This is a genomic window from Streptomyces sp. NPDC002044 (genome assembly GCF_040296725.1).
GTDB classification, from domain to species: Bacteria; Actinomycetota; Actinomycetes; order Streptomycetales; family Streptomycetaceae; genus Streptomyces; species Streptomyces antarcticus.
Genome location: NZ_JBEOXU010000026.1, coordinates 26,326 through 45,210, shown reverse-complemented (window position 1 = coordinate 45,210; position 18,885 = coordinate 26,326). Strand labels below are relative to the sequence as shown.

The 18,885-nt window shown below is 73.1% G+C and carries 14 protein-coding genes and 6 tRNA genes; 8 read left to right on the top strand and 12 right to left on the bottom strand.

The window, feature by feature from the left end:
* Positions 1-10 precede the first annotated feature (10 nt).
* The 3 genes from lhgD to ABT106_RS09895 all read left to right on the top strand — a co-directional run bounded on the left by lhgD (position 11) and on the right by ABT106_RS09895 (position 3,679).
* Positions 11-1,243 carry an L-2-hydroxyglutarate dehydrogenase gene (gene lhgD / locus ABT106_RS09905; RefSeq protein ID WP_351274847.1) on the top strand — a complete coding sequence of 411 codons (1,233 nt, stop codon included), beginning with the start codon at positions 11-13 and terminating at the stop codon, positions 1,241-1,243.
* A gap of 311 nt (positions 1,244-1,554) precedes the next feature.
* The gene (gene trmB, locus ABT106_RS09900; protein WP_351274871.1) at positions 1,555-2,301 is read left to right on the top strand and encodes a tRNA (guanosine(46)-N7)-methyltransferase TrmB; all 747 of its coding nucleotides are present in this window, start codon (positions 1,555-1,557) and stop codon (positions 2,299-2,301) included.
* Positions 2,302-2,344: 43 nt separating this feature from the next.
* Positions 2,345-3,679, top strand: coding sequence for a PrsW family intramembrane metalloprotease (locus tag ABT106_RS09895; protein WP_351274845.1), 1,335 nt, complete (start codon positions 2,345-2,347; stop codon positions 3,677-3,679).
* A gap of 12 nt (positions 3,680-3,691) precedes the next feature.
* Here ABT106_RS09895 and ABT106_RS09890 read toward each other — a convergent pair whose 3' ends face one another.
* From ABT106_RS09890 to ABT106_RS09850, 9 genes are all read right to left on the bottom strand, one after another.
* Positions 3,692-4,759, bottom strand: a complete 1,068-nt coding sequence (locus ABT106_RS09890; protein WP_502979286.1) for a M23 family metallopeptidase — start codon at positions 4,757-4,759, stop codon at positions 3,692-3,694.
* A gap of 291 nt (positions 4,760-5,050) precedes the next feature.
* A complete protein-coding gene (locus ABT106_RS09885) occupies positions 5,051-6,256 on the bottom strand; it encodes a PP2C family protein-serine/threonine phosphatase (protein ID WP_502979289.1) in 1,206 nt (401 codons plus the stop codon).
* Between the two features lie 189 nt (positions 6,257-6,445).
* Positions 6,446-6,519, bottom strand: a tRNA-Met gene (locus tag ABT106_RS09880).
* A gap of 312 nt (positions 6,520-6,831) precedes the next feature.
* Positions 6,832-6,904 (bottom strand) — tRNA-Lys (locus ABT106_RS09875).
* 180 nt (positions 6,905-7,084) lie between these two features.
* Positions 7,085-9,568, bottom strand: coding sequence for a DEAD/DEAH box helicase (locus tag ABT106_RS09870; RefSeq protein ID WP_502979284.1), 2,484 nt, complete (start codon positions 9,566-9,568; stop codon positions 7,085-7,087).
* Between the two features lie 270 nt (positions 9,569-9,838).
* Positions 9,839-10,378, bottom strand: a complete 540-nt coding sequence (locus ABT106_RS09865) for a hypothetical protein (RefSeq protein ID WP_502979283.1) — start codon at positions 10,376-10,378, stop codon at positions 9,839-9,841.
* A 138-nt stretch (positions 10,379-10,516) separates the two neighbouring features.
* Positions 10,517-10,891 (bottom strand): fluoride efflux transporter CrcB, encoded by a 375-nt coding sequence (crcB, locus tag ABT106_RS09860; protein WP_267721651.1) that lies wholly within the window; start codon positions 10,889-10,891, stop codon positions 10,517-10,519.
* Positions 10,888-11,364: a fluoride efflux transporter FluC gene (locus ABT106_RS09855; protein WP_351274839.1), complete on the bottom strand. Its 477-nt coding sequence runs from the start codon at positions 11,362-11,364 to the stop codon at positions 10,888-10,890. Before ABT106_RS09855 ends, crcB begins: the two co-directional genes overlap by 4 nt.
* Entirely contained in the window at positions 11,361-11,711 is a 351-nt protein-coding gene (locus ABT106_RS09850) for a metallopeptidase family protein (protein ID WP_266935388.1), read from the bottom strand. The genes ABT106_RS09855 and ABT106_RS09850 overlap by 4 nt, the downstream gene beginning before the upstream one ends.
* A 103-nt stretch (positions 11,712-11,814) precedes the next feature.
* Between ABT106_RS09850 and ABT106_RS09845 the strand changes: the two genes are divergently transcribed.
* The 3 genes from ABT106_RS09845 to ABT106_RS09835 all read left to right on the top strand — a co-directional run bounded on the left by ABT106_RS09845 (position 11,815) and on the right by ABT106_RS09835 (position 12,099).
* Positions 11,815-11,887, top strand: a tRNA-Glu gene (locus ABT106_RS09845).
* A 39-nt stretch (positions 11,888-11,926) separates the two neighbouring features.
* A tRNA-Asp gene (locus tag ABT106_RS09840) sits at positions 11,927-12,000 on the top strand.
* Positions 12,001-12,022: 22 nt separating this feature from the next.
* Positions 12,023-12,099 (top strand) — tRNA-Phe (locus ABT106_RS09835).
* Between the two features lie 36 nt (positions 12,100-12,135).
* On the opposite strand, the gene ABT106_RS09830 is transcribed toward ABT106_RS09835, so the two are convergent.
* Genes ABT106_RS09830 through ABT106_RS09820 form a run of 3 tightly spaced genes read right to left on the bottom strand, consistent with a single transcriptional unit; the run spans position 12,136 to position 14,205 of the window.
* Positions 12,136-12,999, bottom strand: coding sequence for a cytochrome c biogenesis CcdA family protein (locus ABT106_RS09830; RefSeq protein ID WP_351274837.1), 864 nt, complete (start codon positions 12,997-12,999; stop codon positions 12,136-12,138).
* The gene (locus ABT106_RS09825; RefSeq protein WP_351274835.1) at positions 12,996-13,733 is read right to left on the bottom strand and encodes a DsbA family protein; all 738 of its coding nucleotides are present in this window, start codon (positions 13,731-13,733) and stop codon (positions 12,996-12,998) included. The genes ABT106_RS09830 and ABT106_RS09825 overlap by 4 nt, the downstream gene beginning before the upstream one ends.
* Positions 13,734-13,791: 58 nt before the next feature.
* The gene (locus ABT106_RS09820; protein WP_351274833.1) at positions 13,792-14,205 is read right to left on the bottom strand and encodes a hypothetical protein; all 414 of its coding nucleotides are present in this window, start codon (positions 14,203-14,205) and stop codon (positions 13,792-13,794) included.
* A gap of 89 nt (positions 14,206-14,294) precedes the next feature.
* On the opposite strand from ABT106_RS09820, the gene hrpA reads away from it, so the two are divergent.
* Positions 14,295-18,242 carry an ATP-dependent RNA helicase HrpA gene (gene hrpA, locus ABT106_RS09815; RefSeq protein ID WP_351274831.1) on the top strand — a complete coding sequence of 1,316 codons (3,948 nt, stop codon included), beginning with the start codon at positions 14,295-14,297 and terminating at the stop codon, positions 18,240-18,242.
* Between the two features lie 68 nt (positions 18,243-18,310).
* A tRNA-Asp gene (locus tag ABT106_RS09810) sits at positions 18,311-18,384 on the top strand.
* The last annotated feature ends 501 nt before the right edge of the window (positions 18,385-18,885 follow it).

The window sequence follows — 18,885 nt, the reverse complement described above, 5'->3', positions numbered from 1 at the left end:
CGGTGGCGGGGTGCAGTATGCAGGGGTGGGAGGTGTCAGCGTGGGCGGCGGTGTGGACTGCGATGTGCTGGTGATCGGCGGCGGGATCGTCGGCCTGTCGACGGCGCACGCCCTGGCGCGCCTGGCTCCGGGGACCCGTGTGGTCGTCCTGGAGAAGGAGGCCGGGCCCGCCCGGCACCAGACGGGCCGCAACAGCGGTGTGATCCACAGCGGGATCTACTACCGCCCGGGGTCGCTGAAGGCGCGCTTCGCCGTGCGCGGCGCCGCGGAGATGGTCAAGTTCTGCGCGGAGCACGGCATCCCGCACGAGGTGACGGGCAAACTGATCGTCGCCACCGAGCGCGAGGAGCTGCCGCGGCTGCACGCCCTCGTCCAGCGCGGCAGGGAGAACGGCATCCCGGTCCGCGAGCTGGGCCCGGCGCAGATCTCGGACTACGAGCCCGAGGTGCGGGGCCTGGCCGCGATCCACGTCGGCAGCACCGGGATCGTGGACTACGGGCGGGTCGCGGCGCAGCTGGCGGAGTCCTCGGGCGCGGAGATCGTCTACGGCGGCGCGGTGGACCTGATCTCCCGCCGCGCCTCGGCGGTGGCGGTGCGCACCACGTCCGGGCTGGTGGTCCGGGCCCGGGTCCTGGTGAACTGCGCGGGCCTGCAGTGCGACCGCATCGCCCGGCTGGCCGGGGACGACCCGGGCATGCGGATCATCCCCTTCCGGGGCGAGTACTACGACCTCGACCGGCCGGACCTGGTCCGCGGCCTGGTCTATCCGGTGCCGGACCCGGCGTTCCCGTTCCTCGGAGTCCACCTCACCCGGGGCATCGGCGGCGGTGTCCACGTCGGCCCGAACGCCGTGCCGGCCCTGGCCCGCGAGGGCTACGACTGGGGCACGGTCCGGCCGCTGGACGTGGCCTCGGAGCTGGCCTGGCCGGGCTCCTGGCGGATGGCCGCGCGGCACTGGCGGTACGGCGCGGGCGAGGTCCACCGCTCGCTGTCGAAGCGGGCCTTCGCCCAGGCCGTGCGCCGGCTGCTGCCGGCCGTCACCCCCGAGGACCTCCGCCCCGCCGGCGCCGGGGTCCGCGCGCAGGCGGTGCTGCGCGACGGCACCCTGGTGGACGACTTCCTGATCCGGGAGGCGCCGCGCACGGTGCACGTCCTGAACGCACCGTCGCCGGCCGCGACGGCTTCGCTCCCGATCGGCCGCGAGATCGCCGCCCGAGCTCTTCGAACCCTCGGCTCGGCCTGACCGGGCCCCCGGGGGCCGTGCCCCCGGACTCCGGAACGCCGGGCCCGCGCGGCTGACCGGCACCCGGCGCTCCGCCACGGACCCCGCGCCTCAAACGCCGGCGAGGCTGTGTCGTGTCCCCCGAACTCCGGCGGGGTCCGGTTGTGGCCCCGCCGGGCGGGGTGGGCCTCGCAGGAGCCGGCGGGGTGGACGGGCTCGCCGGCCGAGCGGCCAGGTGCGGGGTCCCGTCGTAGAATCAGCGCATTGTGCCTGAGTCCCTGAACCCCCAGTCGCCCCGCCTCCCGGACACCGCGCCGGAGGCGGGTTCGTACGTGCCGCCCAAGTGGCGCACCGAGCCCCGCTTCCCCGACGGCCCCTCGCCGGACCCGGCCGGCTCGCACCACGAGCGGCGCATCCGGAGCTTCCAGCCCCGCCGCAGCCGGGTCACCACCGGCCAGGGCGAAGCCCTCAAGCGCCTGTGGGGCACCTGGGGCTTCGACATCGACGGCCACGACGTCCTCGACCTGAAGGCCCTCTTCGACGGCCTCCCCGTCGTCCTGGAGATCGGCTTCGGCATGGGCGAGGCCACCGCCCAGATGGCCGCCGCCGACCCCCACACCGGCATCCTCGCCGCCGACGTCCACACGCCCGGCCAGGGCAACCTGCTGGCCCTCGCCGAGCGCGGCGGGATGACCAACGTCCGCGTGGCCAACGGCGACGCCATCATCCTGCTCCGCGAGATGCTGCCGCCCGACTCCCTGGCGGGCCTGCGCGTCTACTTCCCCGACCCGTGGCCCAAGGCCCGCCACCACAAGCGCCGCCTGATCCAGCCCGAGTTCCTCACCCTGGCCGCGACGCGGCTGGCCCCCGGAGCCGTGCTGCACTGCGCGACCGACTGGGAGCCGTACGCCGAGCAGATGCTCGAAGTCCTCACCGCGCACCCCGACTTCGAGAACACCCAGGAGGACGGCGGCTACGCGCCCCGCCCCGGGTTCCGCCCGCTGACCCGCTTCGAGGGCCAGGGCCTGGACAAGGGCCACCTCGTACACGACTTGCTCTTCCGTCGCACGCAGAACTGACAACGTCACCGCCCGTGTCGGACCGGCTCGGTAGGGTCATGACGTGTTCCGAGCGCTCCCCCGTGTGCTCGCACGTCCGTCGGGCGCGGTCCGCACGAGCGTGCTCGTCGTCCTGCTCGCCGTCACCGGCGTCTCGATCCTCGAACTCGTGCGGGAGCAGACCGGTACGCGCGGGTTCCTCGTCGGCCTCGGCTTGGCCCTGGTGCCGGTGGCGCCGCTCCTGGCGGCCTTCCGGTGGCTGGGGCGGGCCGCGCCCGCGCCCCGGCACCAACTGCTGTTCTGCTTCGGCTGGGGCGCCTGTACCGCCGCGCTGATCGCCATACTGGCCAACAGCTTCGCCACCCAGTGGATAGCCGCGGCCACCGCGGACCCCTCCGACGCCGACCAGCTCGGCTCCGTGGCCATCGCCCCGGTGGTGGAGGAGAGCGCCAAGGCGGCCGCCCTGCTGCTGGTGTTCGTGTTCCGCAGACGGCACTTCACCGGCCCCGCCGACGGTTTCGTCGTGGCCGGGTTCACCGCCACCGGCTTCGCCTTCACCGAGAACATCCTCTACCTCGGCACCGCCTTCGACGAGGACCTCGCCCACGGCACCCCCGTGCTCGACTCGGTCACCGCGGCGACCTTCTTCGTCCGCGTGGTGCTGTCGCCGTTCGCGCACCCGCTGTTCACCGTGCTGACCGGCCTCGGCTTCGGCGCCGCGGCCCTCGCCTCCCGCCGCGCGTCCCGGGTGGGTCTGCCGCTCCTCGGGCTGGCGGCCGCCATGGGCCTGCACGCGCTGTGGAACGGCTCGTCGCGGTTCGGCGCGTACGGGTTCTACGTGATCTACGGCTGCGTGATGGCTCCGGTGTTCGGGCTGCTGGTGTGGCTGGCCGTACGGATACGGCGGCGCCGGCTGCGGGCCGTCGCCGGGGAACTCGCCGTGTACGCGGCCGCGGGCTGGCTCGCTCCCGCCGAGGTTCCGGCCCTGGCCTCCATGCCCGCCCGGGCACTGGCCCGCTCCCTGGCCCGGCGCAGCGGGGGCCGGGCCGCCGGACGGGCGGTCGCCCGGTACGAGGCGGACGCGGCCGCCCTGGCACTGCTGCGCAACCGGGCCCGCCGCGGTGGCCCGCCGGGGCACGCGGACTTCGCCGGACGGGAGCGGGAACTGCTGCACCGGCTCTGGCAGCGCCGGGCGACGGCGGGACCCGCGCTGGTCCGGGCGGCGGCCATGGAGGAACTGCTGCCGCCCTCGTACGACGCGCCGTACCGCCCCGGACCGATGGCCGCCGCGGGTACGCCGGCACGGGCGGGCGGCACGGGCGTACCGGGCACGACGGGCGTACCGGGTCCGAGGCCGCCCTTCGCGGAGGGACGGACCAGGCCCGTCCCGGGGCCGTAGGGCGCAGACGCCCTAGACCTTCAGGCCCTTGGAGTTCAGCCACGCCATCGGGTCCACCGTCGATCCGCCCGTGCGCACTTCCAGGTGGAGGTGGGGGCCGGTCACGTTGCCGGTGGCGCCGACACGGCCGATGGTCTCGCCGGGGGCGACGGAGCCCGAGGTCACCGACATCGAGGACAGGTGGCAGTACCAGACCTCCGTACCGTCCTCCAGCTCCAGCACGATCCGGTAGCCGTACGCGCCCGACCAGCCGGCCGAGACGATCTTCCCCGCGGCCACGGCCTTGGCCGGAGTGCCGGTCGGGGCGGCGAAGTCGAGACCGGTGTGGTGCCCGGAGGACCACATCGAGCCGGAGGCCCCGTAGCGGGAGGTGAGGGTGTACGCGGACGTGGGCAGGGAGTAGGCGCCGGACGGTGTGGCGGCGCGGTCCCGCTCGGCCCGCTCCGCCTGCTGGGCCTGCTCCGCCTTGGCCTCCGCGGCCTCGCGGGCCTGCGCCGCCTCCCGGACGGTCTTCGCCTCCGCCTCGGCGGCCGCCTTCTCCGCGGCCTTGCGGGCGTCCTCGCGCTTGGCCTTGGCCTCCTCGGCGGCGGCCTCCTGGGCGATCCGCTCGGCCTCCGCCCGGACCTGCGCCTCGGCGGCGTCCTGCTGGGACTCGGCCTGCTGGAGGATGCGGTTGCGCAGCACCTCTCCGGCGTCGGTGCCCCGGTCCGCCTGGCGCGGGATGATCCCGCTCCCGGCGGCCGCGGCGGCCGCCCCGCCGGAACCGCCGTCCTCCTGGCGCGCGTTGCCGCCGGAGGATCCCGTGTCCATCACGTCCGACAGCGAGGGCAGGGAGGGCAGGGATATCGCGACCTGGGGCCGGTCCTGCGCCGTGGCGATGCCGCCCGCGCCGACCGCCGCTATGACGCCGACGCCCAGCACGGTGGAGCTGCGGGCGAGTCCGCCGCGCTGCCGGGCCACCCGGTGCTTGCCGCGGACCGGACGGACCGAGTCCTCGGTGGGATTCCACTCGCCCCAGGCACCCGCAGTGGGCTGCTCCTGGATCTCGGTGCCTTCGGGAGCGGGCAGGTTGGAGGCCACCGGGGCACACTCCTCATGGCGAACACACGCACGGCGCCGTCTCTTGCGACGGCCGCGACGACCGCGCTGCGTTATCGAACGGTAATAGACGCAGGGGAGTGATTCCAAGCTGTTGCGATTGATCGTTCGCACCAATCGGCCACTCACCGAGTGGCTTTGGCCATCACTTTCCGCCTCATAGCCTGATCAATACCCGCAAAACCCAACCGATTCCGGCACCCCTCCAGCCACAGACGCGACATGATGGTTCGTCACATCACTTGCGGAGAGCGTCTCTTCGCGCACAGACGGTCACATTCCGTCGTCCCGCGGCACCACCGGTACGGTCCGCCGCCGCTCCGGCTGCCCCTGCGCCGGCCGTCCCACCGCGAGCAGGGCCATGTCGTCCGTCGCCCCGCCGCCCGTATGCCGGCGCACATCGCTGCCGAGCGCGCTGAGCAACGCGTCGGGGCCGGGGAAGACCCGCCCCCGCAACCGCTCCGCCGGTTCGTAGAAGACTCCCGCGCCGTCCCGGGCCTCGGTCAGGCCGTCCGTGAACAGCAGCAGCGTGGTTCCCGCCGGGAAGGCCCACTCCTGCGCCCGGTCCGGCCACCCCCCGAGCTCGCCCATGCCCAGCGGCAGGGCCGGGTCCGCCGGGGCGAGGACGGCCAGTCTGCCGTCCGCGTGCAGCAGCAGCGGCTCGGGGTGGCCCCGGTTCACCAGCCGCAGCACCTCCGCCCCCGGGGGGATCTCACCGAGTACGCACGTCGTGAACCCCTCCACCGCGTCCAGACTGTCCCGCCGGCTGCCCTCCCGGGCCAGCGCGCGCTCGAGCCGCTGCGCGACGCCCTCCAGCGTCGGCTCGCTCTCCGCCGCCTCCCGGAAGGCGCCCAGCACCACGGCGACGGCCTCCACCGCCCCCAGCCCCTTCCCCCGTACGTCCCCCACCGCCAGCCGCACCCCGTACGGGGTGTCCTGGACGGCGTACAGGTCCCCGCCGATGAAGGCGTCGGCCTGCGCGGCCTCGTACGCGGCGCAGACGTGCAGGCCGCCGATCCGCTCGGCGGGCGTCGGCAGCACCGCCCGCTGCGCGGCCTCGGCGATCCCGCGCGCCGAGGCGAGCCGCTCCCCGCTGCGCCGCACCACCCGGTTGATCAGGAGCGCCAGCCCGGACACGGTCAGGACGGTGGCCAGTTCGGTCATCGCCTCCACCTTCCAGGTGGTGCCGTTGTGGAGGTGCAGCAGGACCACCGCGAGCGAGGCCAGGGCCCCGGTCAGCGCCGTGGCCCGGAAGCTGAACAGCGGCGCCGCGATCAGCGGAGCCGCCGTGAAGAAGGGGGACCCGGTGAAACTGGGCGGGGTCATCACGTCGAAGAAGAGCCCCAGCGCGATCAGCGCGCCCGGCAGGACCCGCACGACCCGGCGCGCCACGCCGTTCCCGGCACCGCCCCCGGCGTTCCCGGCACCCCCGCCGTTCCCGGCACCGCCCGCGCGCTCCCCGCCGTCCCGCTGGCCCAGCCCCGCCACGCCGCTCTCCTGCCGCCCGGTCCTCGCACGGGTGCGGGCCGCCGCCGCCTTCCCCCTCCAGGCTGGCGCCCGGGTACCTCCGGGGCGACCCGGCGGAGGCCGACCGGGTGACGGCACGGCAGGTCGGGGGAACACGACGAAGGCCCGGCTCCCCAAGGGGAACCGGGCCTTCGTACTGAGTAGCGGGGGCAGGATTTGAACCTACGACCTCTGGGTTATGAGCCCAGCGAGCTACCGAGCTGCTCCACCCCGCGTCGGTAAACACAACTCTACGCCATCAGGGGGGAAGCCCCGGCCAATTAACCTCCCGACAGCCCAGGAGAGGGCCATCACCGCAGGTCAGAGCCCTACAACTGCCCCAGGAGGCCGACCCTTCACGGGAACCGCGCAGCCGCTTCCGCGCCCCCGGACGCGCCCGAACACCGGGGAAGAGCACGGCTGTCGGGAACTCCCGCGCCGCATCACCCGCGTCGTGGGCCCGTACACAGCGCTGTGGCCCGCCCGGAGGATCCCGGGCGGGCCACAGAACGAGCACGCCAGAACGTCCCAGCCGACGCTGCGACGAGTAGGCCATGTCGGACTCGAACCGACAACCAACGGATTAAAAGTCCGCTGCTCTGCCAATTGAGCTAATGGCCCTCCACGCGCTCACCCCAGAGCATAGCCGGACAGCGCCGGTCAGCCGATCGGGTATCGCGTGCCCGGCCTGTCGGCCGGCGGCCGGGGCCGGGTCGCGGACGCGACAGGGCCCCTACGACGATGTCGTAGGGGCCCTGTCAGGCGTTCAGTTCAGCCGGACCGGCCGAGCGGAGGCCGGGATCAGCCGTTGCGCTTCCAGCGCGGCTTGTCGTCGCGACGGCCACCGAAGGAACCCGTGGAACCGGTCGAGCCGGAGCCGGAGGGGCGGTTGTCGTCGCGGCGGCCGTACGGACGGTCGCCGGCGCCGCCGGAGCGGAAGCCACCGGAGGCCGGGCGGTCGTCACGGCGGAAGCTGCCGCCGGTCGGACGGTCGTCGCGGCGGAAGGTGCCGTTGCCGGTCGGACGGTCGCCGCCGGAACGGAAGCCACCGGACGGACGGTCGCCACCACGGTCATCGCGGTTGAAGCCACCCGAGGGGCGGTCGTCGCGACGGAAGCCGCCGGAGGGACGGTCGCCACCACGGTCGTCACGGTTGAAGCCACCCGAGGGGCGGTCGTCGCGACGGAAGCCACCGGACGGTCGGTCGCCGCCGGAACGGAAGCCACCGGAGGGACGGTCGCCACCGCGGTCATCGCGGTTGAAGCCACCCGAGGGGCGGTCGTCGCGACGGAAGCCGCCACCGGTCGGACGGTCGCCGCCGGAACGGAAGCCACCGGACGGGCGGTCGTCACGACGGAAGCCGCCGGACGGACGGTCGCCACCACGGTCGTCACGGTTGAAGCCACCGGACGGACGGCCGCCACGGTCGCCACCGCGGTCGTCGCGGCGGAAGCCGCCACGGTCACCACCGCGGTCACCACCGCGGTTGTCACGGTCGCCGCCGCGGAAGCCGCCACGGTCACCACCGCGGTCGCCGCCGCGGTTGTCACGGCGCTCGAAGTTGCCGCGGTCGTCACGCGAGGCGCGCTGCTCCTCGCGGCGCTCCTGCGCGGCCAGTTCGGCGGCGGCGGCAGCGGCGGCAGCCGCGACCTCGGCCTCGGCGGCCTCGGCCACCTCGGCGACAGCGGCCTCAGGGTCCTCGCCGCGCTCACGGGCGGAGCGGGCGACCAGGCGGTCGGCCTCCTCGCGCAGCTCGCCGGCACGGCGGGTCAGGCGCTCCAGCTGCTTGGTGAGCTCGGCGACCTCGCGCTCGGCCTGCTTGGCGGCGTTGTTCGCGGAGTCGGCCTGGACCTCGGTGAGCGAACGCGCACCGGTGATCTCGGCGACCTCCGGGTCGAACGCGCCGACGCCCTGGACGATGTGGCGCGTGGCGTCGACGCCCGCGTCCTCCATCAGGCGGAAGATCTGGCGGCGCTGGTGCGGAAGCGCCAGCGACACCACGACACCGGACTTGCCGGCGCGGGCGGTACGGCCCGAGCGGTGCAGGTAGTCCTTGTGGTCACCGGCCGGGTCCACGTTCAGGACCAGGTCGATGCCGTCGACGTGGATGCCGCGGGCGGCGACGTCGGTGGCGACGAGCGCGTTGACGTAGCCGTCCTTGAAGTCGGCGAGGACGCGGGTACGGGCACCCTGCGTCATGCCGCCGTGCAGCGCGTCGGCCTTCACGCCGGACTCGACGAGCTGCTCGGCGATACGGTCGGCGCCCAGCTGGGTGCGGACGAAGATGATCGTGCGGCCCTTGCGGGCGGCGATGGCGGCCGTGACCGGCGCCTTGTCCTTCGGCTTCACGACGAGGACGTGGTGCGTCATGGTCGTGACGTTGCCCTGGGCGCTGTCGACCTCGTGCGTGACCGGGTTGGTCAGGTAGCGCTTGACCAGGGTGCCGATCTCGTTCTCCATGGTGGCGGAGAAGAGCATGCGCTGGCCGCCGCCGGGGATCTGGTCGAGCAGCTCGGTGACCTCGGGCAGGAAGCCCAGGTCGGCCATCTGGTCGGCCTCGTCGAGGACCGCGACCTGGACGTTCGCCAGGGAGCAGGCACCGCGGTTGATGATGTCGCGCAGACGGCCCGGGGTGGCGACGAGGACGTCGACACCGCGCTCCAGAGCGAAGATCTGGTTGCTCATGGAGGTACCGCCGCAGACGACCTTCATCTTCAGGCCGAGCACGTCGCCGTAGGGCTGGAGGGCGTCCGCCACCTGCATCGCCAGCTCACGCGTCGGCGTGAGGATGATCGCGCGGGGCTTCTTCTTCTCGGTGTGGCCGCCGGCCAGCGAGGCCAGGGTCGGCAGACCGAAGGAGAGGGTCTTGCCGGAGCCGGTGCGGCCGCGGCCGAGGATGTCCTTGCCGGCCAGGGCGTCCGGGATGGTCGCGGCCTGGATCGGGAAGGGCGCGGTGACGCCGTTCTGGGCGAGCTTGCGCACGATGCCGTCCGGCAGACCGAGGTCGCTGAAGGTGAGCGTGGGCTCGGCGTCGGCGTCGGTGTCGTCGCTGTCGTCGTCGAAGTCGGCGGCGGAGTCCTCGAAGGACTCGTCGGAGTCGTCGGACGCGACGGACTCGTCGTCGGTGTGGACGTCGGTGTTGCTCACGTCGGCCTCGAGGGCCTCGATGATCTCGTCCGCCTCGATGGCCTCAATGGCTTCGGTGACCACAAGGGCCTCGGCGTCGACGATCTCGTTGGAGTCGTTCTCGGGCATGACGGAACGGTCAGAACTGGAAATGGACATGCGAAATGCGAAACCTTCCGGAGTCTCGGCACGCGCCCAAACTCCGTGAATCGCAAATCGACCGCCTCAATGCGGTCAGCCACGGTTGGGGAGAGTACGCGCCACACGGCGCTCTTCGGAGTCGGCGCCGGGCAATGGGATCAAACGATCTATAACCATACGCACCCTCCCCCGGGTCTGGCAAGTCGCCCCACCCAACACCGCCCTGAACTGCGACGATGTCCGATCCCGGGAGGGCCTGCCGACGTCACGGCAGGCGGTCCGCGCCGGCTACACCTGCGGCTGCGGCTGGGTACTGGGCTCCGGTTCCGGGGTCGGCTGGACCGGCGGTGACGGAGTGGGTTCCGTCACAGGGGGCGTCGGCGGCGGCGGCTCCGGTGGCGGGCTGGCCGGCGGCTGGCCGCCGCCCGAGCCCCCGCCCGAACCGCCGCCCGCGGTTCCGCCCGAGCCGCCCGGCGGGGGCTGCTGGGGGCCCTGGCCGCCCGCGCCGCCCCCGGGTCCCGCCGACGGGGAGGGCGCCCCCGGCGGGCCGCTCGGGGCGCCCGGGCTCGGGGTGGCACCGGTCGCGCCGGAGCCCTTGCCGTCCTCCCTGGCCTTGCCGTCGCGGGTCCCCGTACCGTCCTTGACGCCCTGCCCGTTGCCGTGGACCCCCGAGCCGCGGCCGGTGCCGGAGGCTCCGCCCGACGCGGCGCCGCCGCGGTCGGCCGAGGAGGAGGGACCGGGTGTGGCGGCGTCCTCGCCGACGCTCATGCAGCCCGCCGAGGCCGCGACCGCGAGCGCGGCTGCGGCCAGGCGGAGGGATGCGGACAACTGGCGCACGGGGCACCTCCGGAGCATGGGTGATGAGGCGATGAGCAGTCCGCATGTGCGGGTCAATGTGCCCAACTCCCTTTGACCCGTGAGGGACACGCCCCCGCGCGCACCCGCTGCGCGCGAAGCCCGGCGCCGTCAGGCGAACAGCTGCCGCGCCACCTGCGACCCGAGGTGCACGGCGCCCAGCCCCACCAGCACCGAAGCGCCCACGTTCGCCGCGGCCAGGAAGGTCCGGCCGCGCTCGGCCAGCCGCAGCGTCTCGTACGAGAACGTCGAGTACGTGCTCAGCGCCCCGCACAGCCCGGTCCCCAGCAGCAGGTCCAGCCGCGAGGAGGAGGCCCCGGCCAGCGCCGCCCCGGCCAGCGCGCCGAGCACCAGGCAGGCGGCCGCGTTGACCGTGAAGGTGCCCCAGGGGAAGAGCGTGCCGTGCCGCGCCTGCACCGCGCGGTCGGTCAGGTACCGCAGCGGCGCCCCGACGACCGCGCCCGCCACCACCAGCAGCCAGTTCACCCGCGCCCCCCGACCGCACGCCGGGTCAGCGCGGCCGCCCCCCAGACGGCGCCGAGCGCGGCCACGACGGTGAGCCCGGCGTACGCCAGCGCGGTCCCCGCCTCCCCCTCGTCCAGCAGCCGCGAGAAGTCCAGGGCGTACGCGGAGAAGGTGGTGAAGCCCCCCAGCACCCCGACCCCGGCGAAGGCCCGCACCAGCGGGCGCCCCGGACGGCCGCCCTCGCCGATCAGCACCATCAGTACGCCGATCAGCGCGCAGCCGGCCGCGTTGACCCAGAAGGTCGCCCACGGGAAGGCCCCGGGCGCGGCGGGCCACAGCAGTCCGATCCCGTACCGCGCCGACGCCCCGGCCGCACCGCCCGCCGCCACGGCCGCCAGGACCCGGCCCTGCGGCTCGGCGCGCTGCGCCGGCACGCGCAGGTCGACGTCGGGGTCGACCGGGCCGCCGTCACCGCCGGGGACCGGCCGGGTCACCCGTAGCCCAGCTCGTGCAGGCGGTCGTCGTCGATCCCGAAGTGGTGGGCGATCTCGTGCACCACGGTGACCTCCGTCTCGGCGACCACGCTCTCCCGGTCCTCGCACATCCGCAACGTGGGGTTGCGGTAGATGGTGATCCGGTCCGGCAGCACCCCGGCGTACCACTCGCCGCGGTCCGTCAGCGGAGTCCCCTCGTAGAGCCCCAGCAGCTCGGGGTCGTCGGCGGGAGGTTCGTCCTCGACGAACACCGCCACGTTGTCCATCAGCCGCGTGAGCTCCGGCGGGATGCGGTCCAGGGCCTCTGCGACGAGCTCTTCGAACTCCTCGCGCGTCATCTCCAGCACCGGGCCATTGTCCCTCCGGAGGAAACCGTTTTGGCGATAGCTCCCCGGATCCCATATGCTTCTGACGTCCCCGACGCGCTGAGAAGCGCCCGGCGGGCCTTTAGCCCTCATCGTCTAGTGGCCCAGGACGCCGCCCTTTCAAGGCGGTAGCACGGGTTCGAATCCCGTTGGGGGTACGCAACACCATGTGCGAGACTTGTTCTCGCACAATGCAAGGACCTGTGGAGCAGTTGGTTAGCTCGCCACCCTGTCAAGGTGGAGGTCGCGGGTTCAAGTCCCGTCAGGTTCGCTGAAGCCGGAAACGGTTTCGTGGCTGGGTAGCTCAGTTGGTACGAGCGATCGCCTGAAAAGCGATAGGTCGCCGGTTCGACCCCGGCCCCAGCCACCACCAGAAGGCCCCGTCCATCGGACGGGGCCTTCGCCGTTACTCCCCCTCGGCGGCCCCGGCCGCTCCGCCGGTCCCGGCGGCCGGCCGCGCCCGGCGGCGCCACCGGATCAGGCCCACGGCGGCCGCCCCGGCCGCGACCAGCCCGAGCAGCGCCCCGTCCGGAACCCCGCCGGCCAGCGAGCGGACCCGCTGCTCCACCGCGAACGAATCGTCGACGTCCAGCAGCCCCGGCAGCGCGCTCGCCCCGTCGTAGGCGAGGAACAGCGCGCCCAGGGTGACGAAGAACAGCCCGGACAGCAGCGAGGTCGTGTGCAGTTCGAAGCGGCCCGCCGTGAAGGCCCGCCCGCGCAGCCAGCGCCGACGGCCGAGATCGAACCGCTCCCAGAGCAGCGCCAGCACGAACAGCGGTACGGCCATCCCCAGGGCGTAGACCGCCAGCAGCAGGCCGCCGTAGGCGGGGCTGGCGCTGACCGCGGCCACCGTCAGGACGCTGCCGAGGATCGGCCCGGCGCAGAAGCCGGCCAGCCCGTACACCGCGCCGAGCGCGTACACCGACAGGGCGGTCGTCGGCCGGATCCGCCCGGAAAGCTCCGAGGCGCGCTTCGAGGCGAAGCCGAGGCCGAGGATCTGGGCGAGGCCGAGGGCGATGATCAGCCAGCCGCCGGCGAGGACCAGCGCGTCGCGGTTGCCGTGGAAGAACCGGCCCGCGTACGAGCCGGCCGCGCCCAGGGGTACGAGGGTGGTGGCCAGGCCCGCGTAGAAGATCCCGGTCCGGGCCAGCAGCCGGGACCCCGAGTCGATCGAGTACGCGAAGAAGGCGGGCAGCAGCAGCGCGCTGCACGGGCTGAGCAGGGCGAGGAGGCCGCCGAGCAGGGCGGCCAGGTATCCGATGCCGGTCACTTCCGGGCCGCCGCCCCGGCCTTGGCGATGGCGGCGTCGAAGGCGGCCAGCGGCTGGGCGCCCGCGATCGGCTGACCGTTGACGAGGAAGGACGGGGTGGAGGTCACGCCGATGGAGTAGCCCTCCTCCCGGTCCTCGGCCAGGGCGGACGCGGCCCGCTCGCCGGCCGCGTCCCGGGCGAAGCGCTCCAGGTCCGGGACGCCGGCCTGGCGGGCCAGCTCCAGGAGGCGGGCCTCGCCGAACCCCTTCTCCTTCGAGCCGTCGGCGTACGCGGCGGCGTGGAAGGCGGCGAACCGGTCCTGCTGCCCGGCCGCCCAGGCGGCCCGGGCGGCCGCCTCGGACGCGGCGCCGAAGATCGGGAAGTTGCGCCACTCGATGCGCAGGGTGCCGTCGTCGACGTACTTCCTCACCAGCGCGGGTTCGACGTCGCGGGCGAACTTGCCGCAGTAGCCGCACGCGAAGTCGGAGTACTCGATCAGGACGACGGGCGCGTCGGCGCGGCCCACCGCCAGCCTGTCGCCGGACTCGCGGCGGGCGAGCGCCTTCAGCGCGGCGGCCGGGTCGGCGGCGGAGTCGGCCGCGGGCCCGGAGGCGGCGGCCGCGGGCCCGCCGGAGGGCCGCTCGGTGGGGGCGGTGGCCTGCCAGGACACCAGACCGAGGGTGATCGCGGCGAGCGCGACCCCGGCGGCGTACAGCAGGGGCTTGCGGGAGGAAGAGGACGCGGAAGAGGGCATGCGGGTGCTCCAGGACTGCGGGTGGGGTGGTGGGGCGGACCGGGGGGGACCGGTCCGTCTAGTGCCGCAGTACGGAGAGCTCCACCGGGCCGGGCGCCGGCCGGTCGGGCCCGCGTACGGGGACCCGTACGGGCGCCGTGCCGTGCGGCCGGGCCTCCTCGGGCGCCGGCCGGGCCGCCGGGGCCTGCGCGTGGTCGGCCCCGGAACGCGCCGGGACGGCGGGGACGCCGTGGCCGGCGGCCCCCGGATCGCAGACGGGGCCCCGGTCGCCGGGGGCCGCCGCGAAGGCCGCCTGCACCGTGCCGGAAGCCGCGGCCCCCGCGAGGACCGCGGGGGAGACCGGCGCCGGGCCCGATCCGGGCGCCGCCGTCGCCGGCGGACCCGCCAGCACCCCCAGCAGCATCGCGAGCGCGGCTGCCGCGAGGCACCACACACGGCGACGGCGGGACAAGGTGGGCTGCCTCTCACTCACACAACTGGGGTACTCGTCCCGAAATGGTACGGGGAGGGGCACAAATGCGTTCGCCACCCGGCCGCCCCGGGTGAGATCCTCGACCAGGTATGTCTACTTCCTTCGCCGCCCTGCAGACGCTTCTCGGTGAGATCTCCCTCCGTGACGCGCACCGCCTCGGCCGCCGCCTCGAGGGCGCCCGCCGTATCCGCCAGCCCGAGGCCCGGCAGGCCGTGCTCGACGAGATCGCAGCGGAGGCCACGAAGGCCGCCGAGCGGCTCGCCGGGCGCGCCTCGCGGATGCCGGAGGTCACGTATCCCGAGAACCTGCCCGTCAGCCAGAAGAAGGACGAGATCGCCGAGGCGATACGCGACCACCAGGTCGTGATCGTCGCGGGCGAGACCGGCTCCGGCAAGACCACGCAGATCCCCAAGATCTGCATGGAGCTGGGCCGTGGCGTCCGGGGCATGATCGGGCACACCCAGCCCCGCCGGATCGCGGCCCGCACGGTCGCGGAACGCATCGCCGAGGAGCTGAAGTCCGAGATCGGCCAGACGGTCGGCTGGAAGGTCCGGTTCACCGACCAGGTGGACCAGGACGCGACCTTCGTGAAGCTGATGACGGACGGCATCCTGCTCGCCGAGATCCAGACGGACCGCGAGCTGCGCGCCTACGACACGATCATCATCGACGAGGCGCACGAGCGGTCGCTGAACATCGACTTCCTGCTCGGCTACCTCGCCACGCTGCTGCCCAAGCGCCCCGACCTCAAGGTGATCATCACCTCGGCGACCATCGACCCGCAGCGGTTCTCCCGGCACTTCGGGGACGCTCCGGTGGTGGAGGTCAGCGGTCGCACGTATCCCGTGGAGGTCCGCTACCGCCCGCTCCTGGAGGAGGAGGGCGACGACAGCGACCGGGACCAGATCACCGCGATCTGCGAGGCCGTGGACGAACTGCAGGCCGAGGGGCCGGGCGACGTCCTGGTCTTCCTCTCCGGCGAGCGGGAGATCCGCGACACCGCGGACGCGCTGGAGAAGCGGGGGCTCCGCCTGACCGAGATCCTCCCGCTCTACGCGCGCCTCTCGCACGCCGAGCAGCACCGGGTGTTCCAGCAGCACACGGGCCGCAGGATCGTTCTGGCCACGAACGTCGCCGAGACCTCGCTGACCGTCCCGGGCATCAAGTACGTGATCGACCCGGGCACCGCCCGGATCTCCCGCTACAGCCACCGCACCAAGGTGCAGCGCCTCCCCATCGAGCGGGTGTCGCAGGCCAGCGCCAACCAGCGCAAGGGCCGCTGCGGCCGTACCTCGGACGGCATCTGCATCCGGCTCTACTCCGAGGACGACTTCCTCTCCCGTCCGGAGTTCACGGACGCCGAGATCCTGCGGACCAACCTGGCCTCCGTCATCCTGCAGATGACCGCGGCCGGCCTCGGCGAGATCGAGAAGTTCCCCTTCATCGACCCGCCGGACCACCGCAACATCCGCGACGGCGTCCAGCTGCTCCAGGAGCTCGGCGCGCTGGAGCAGGGCGAGAAGTCCTCCGCGGAGGGCAGGAAGGGGCAGCGGCTCACGCCGATGGGCCGCCAGCTGTCCCAGCTGCCCGTGGACCCGCGCCTCGCCCGCATGGTGGTGGAGGCCGACAAGAACAACTGCGTCCGCGAGGTCATGGTCATCGCGGCCGCCCTGTCCATCCAGGACCCGCGCGAGCGGCCCTCGGACAAGCAGACGCAGGCCGACCAGAACCACGCCCGCTTCAAGGACGAGACCAGCGACTTCCTGGCCTTCCTGAACATGTGGCGCTACGTCCGCGAGCAGCAGAAGGAGCGCGGCTCCTCCTCGTTCCGCCGGATGTGCAAGCAGGAGTACCTGAACTTCCTGCGCATCCGGGAGTGGCAGGACATCTACTCGCAGCTGCGCACGGTCGCCCGGTCCATGGGCATCCACGTGAACGAGGCCGACGCTCCCGAGCAGGTCATCCACGTCTCGCTGCTGGCCGGCCTGCTGTCGCACATCGGCCTGAAGGACACCGACAAGAACGAGTACCTGGGGGCCCGGTCCGCCAAGTTCGCGATCTTCCCGGGCTCGTCGCTGTTCAAGAAGCAGCCGAAGTTCCTGATGTCGGCCGAGCTGGTGGAGACCTCGCGGCTGTGGGCCCGGGTCAACGCCCGGGTGGAGCCCGAGTGGGTCGAGCCGCTCGCGCAGCACCTGGTCAAGCGCACGTACAGCGAGCCGCACTGGGAGAAGGACCAGGCGGCCGTCATGGCGTACGAGAAGGTCACGCTGTACGGCGTGCCGATCGTCGCCCAGCGGAAGATCAACTACGGCCGGATCGACCCCGAGGTCTCGCGCGAGCTGTTCATCCGCAACGCGCTGGTCGAGGGCGACTGGAAGACCCACCACAAGTTCTACGCCGACAACCGCCGCCTCCTCACCGAGGTGGAGGAGCTGGAGAACCGGGCCCGGCGCCGCGACATCGTCGTGGACGACGAGACCCTCTTCGACTTCTACGACCAGAAGATCCCCGACCACGTGGTGTCGGGCGCGCACTTCGACTCGTGGTGGAAGCACAAGAAGCACGAGGAGCCCGAACTCCTCGACTTCGAGCGCGAGATGCTGCTGACGGAGAAGGCCGCGGGGGTCACCAAGGCCGACTACCCGGACTCCTGGCACCAGGGGCAGCTGAAGTTCCGGGTGACCTACCAGTTCGAGCCGGGGGCGGACGCGGACGGCGTGACCGTGCACGTGCCGCTCCACGTGCTGAACCAGGTCACCGACGCGGGCTTCGACTGGCAGATCCCCGGGCTGCGCGAGGAGGTCGTCACCGAGCTGATCCGTTCGCTGCCGAAACCGGTCCGCCGTCACTACGTGCCCGCGCCCAACTTCGCGGGCCGCTTCCTGGCGACCGCCGTGCCGCTGCAGGAGCCCCTGCACGTGACGCTGGCGCGCGAGCTGCAGCGGATGGTCGGAGTGCCGGTCGCGGCCGAGGACTTCGACCTGACCCGCATCCCGGACCACCTCAAGATCACCTTCCGGATCGTCGACGAGCGCCGCAAGAACCTCGCCGAGGACAAGGACCTGGAGGCCCTGCGGCTGCGCCTGAGGCCCAAGGCCCGCAAGGCGCTGTCCCAGGCCGCCGCGGCGACCGCGGAGCGGGCGGGCGGGGAGTCGGTGGAGCGCTCCGGGCTGACCGACTGGACCATCGGCACGCTGGCCAGGGTTTTCGAGACCCGGCGCGCGGGCCAGCCGGTGAAGGCGTACCCGGCGCTGGTGGACGAGGGAGCGGCAGCGGGCACGGTCTCCGTACGGCTCTTCGACACCGAGGCGGAGCAGCAGCGGGCGATGTGGCTGGGGACCCGGCGGCTGATCCTGCTGAACATTCCGGTGAACCCGGCGAAGTTCGCCTCGGACCACCTGACCAACCAGCAGAAGCTGGCCCTGTCCCGGAACCCGCACGGCTCCATCCAGGCGCTGTTCGACGACTGCGCGACCGCGGCGGCCGACCGGCTCATCGCCGCCCACGGCGGCCCGGCGTGGGACGAGGCGGCCTTCCGCACGCTCTACGAGGCCGTCCGGGCCGACCTGGTGGACACGACCGTCCGCACGGTCGCGCAGGTGCAGCAGGTGCTGGCCGCCTGGCAGGCCTGCGAGCGCCGGCTGAAGGCGACGAACAGCCTGACCCTGGTGGCGAACCTGCAGGACGTGAAGACGCAGCTGGCGGCGCTGATGCCGGCCGGCTTCGTGACGCTCACCGGCCTGCGCCGCCTCGGCGACCTCATGCGCTACCTGGTGGCGGTCGACCGGCGGCTCCAGCAGATGCCGACGGGCGTCCAGCGCGACACCACGCGGATGCAGAAGGTCCACGAGATGCAGGACGAGTACGCCTGGCTGCTGGAGCAGTTGCCGAAGGGCCGTCCGGTGCCGGCCGCGGTCACCGACATCCGCTGGATGATCGAGGAACTGCGGGTCAGCTACTTCGCCCACGCGCTCGGGACGGCGTACCCGGTCTCCGACAAGCGGATCGTGAAGGCGGTGGACGCCGCGGCCCCCTGACCGGTTCGACTGCACCCCTTGAGCTGCTGTACAGTCTGTTTCGCAGCCGGGTGATCGGCAGCAAGCAAGGACCTGTGGAGCAGTTGGTTAGCTCGCCACCCTGTCAAGGTGGAGGTCGCGGGTTCAAGTCCCGTCAGGTTCGCAGGAAACGTCAGGGCCCGTATCCCCCAGGGGATACGGGCCCTGACGCGTTGACGGGGACAGTCCCGGCGGCGGCCTTGGGCGGCCCCTGGGGCCCCCCGGGAGCCGCCGGCGCTCCAACACCCCGGACACCCGCCCCGACGGCCCAGGCGCGCGCCTGACCGGTCCGGCGGCCACGGGCGGGACCGCGCTCCGGCTCCCGGGGCAGCGGGCCGGGCCGCTCGGGCCGCAGAATCCCCCGTTCGCATGACGCGCTTCGCGCGGGACCTCCCCTTACGGGGTGCATTGCCGGATGTACAAGAGTGATCATCTGTGACGGGAGTCACCGTACGGGTTTTTGAGACGTGTACTTTTATCGCACCCCTACGCACTCTCGATTTAATATGTGCAATGGCACCTAACGCTCCGCGCGACCCGGTCCGGCCCGATACCGCCCTGACCTGGGCATAAAAAAATCGCGCTGGACCCGGCGGAGTCCAGCGCGATCAACGACCGGTGAACC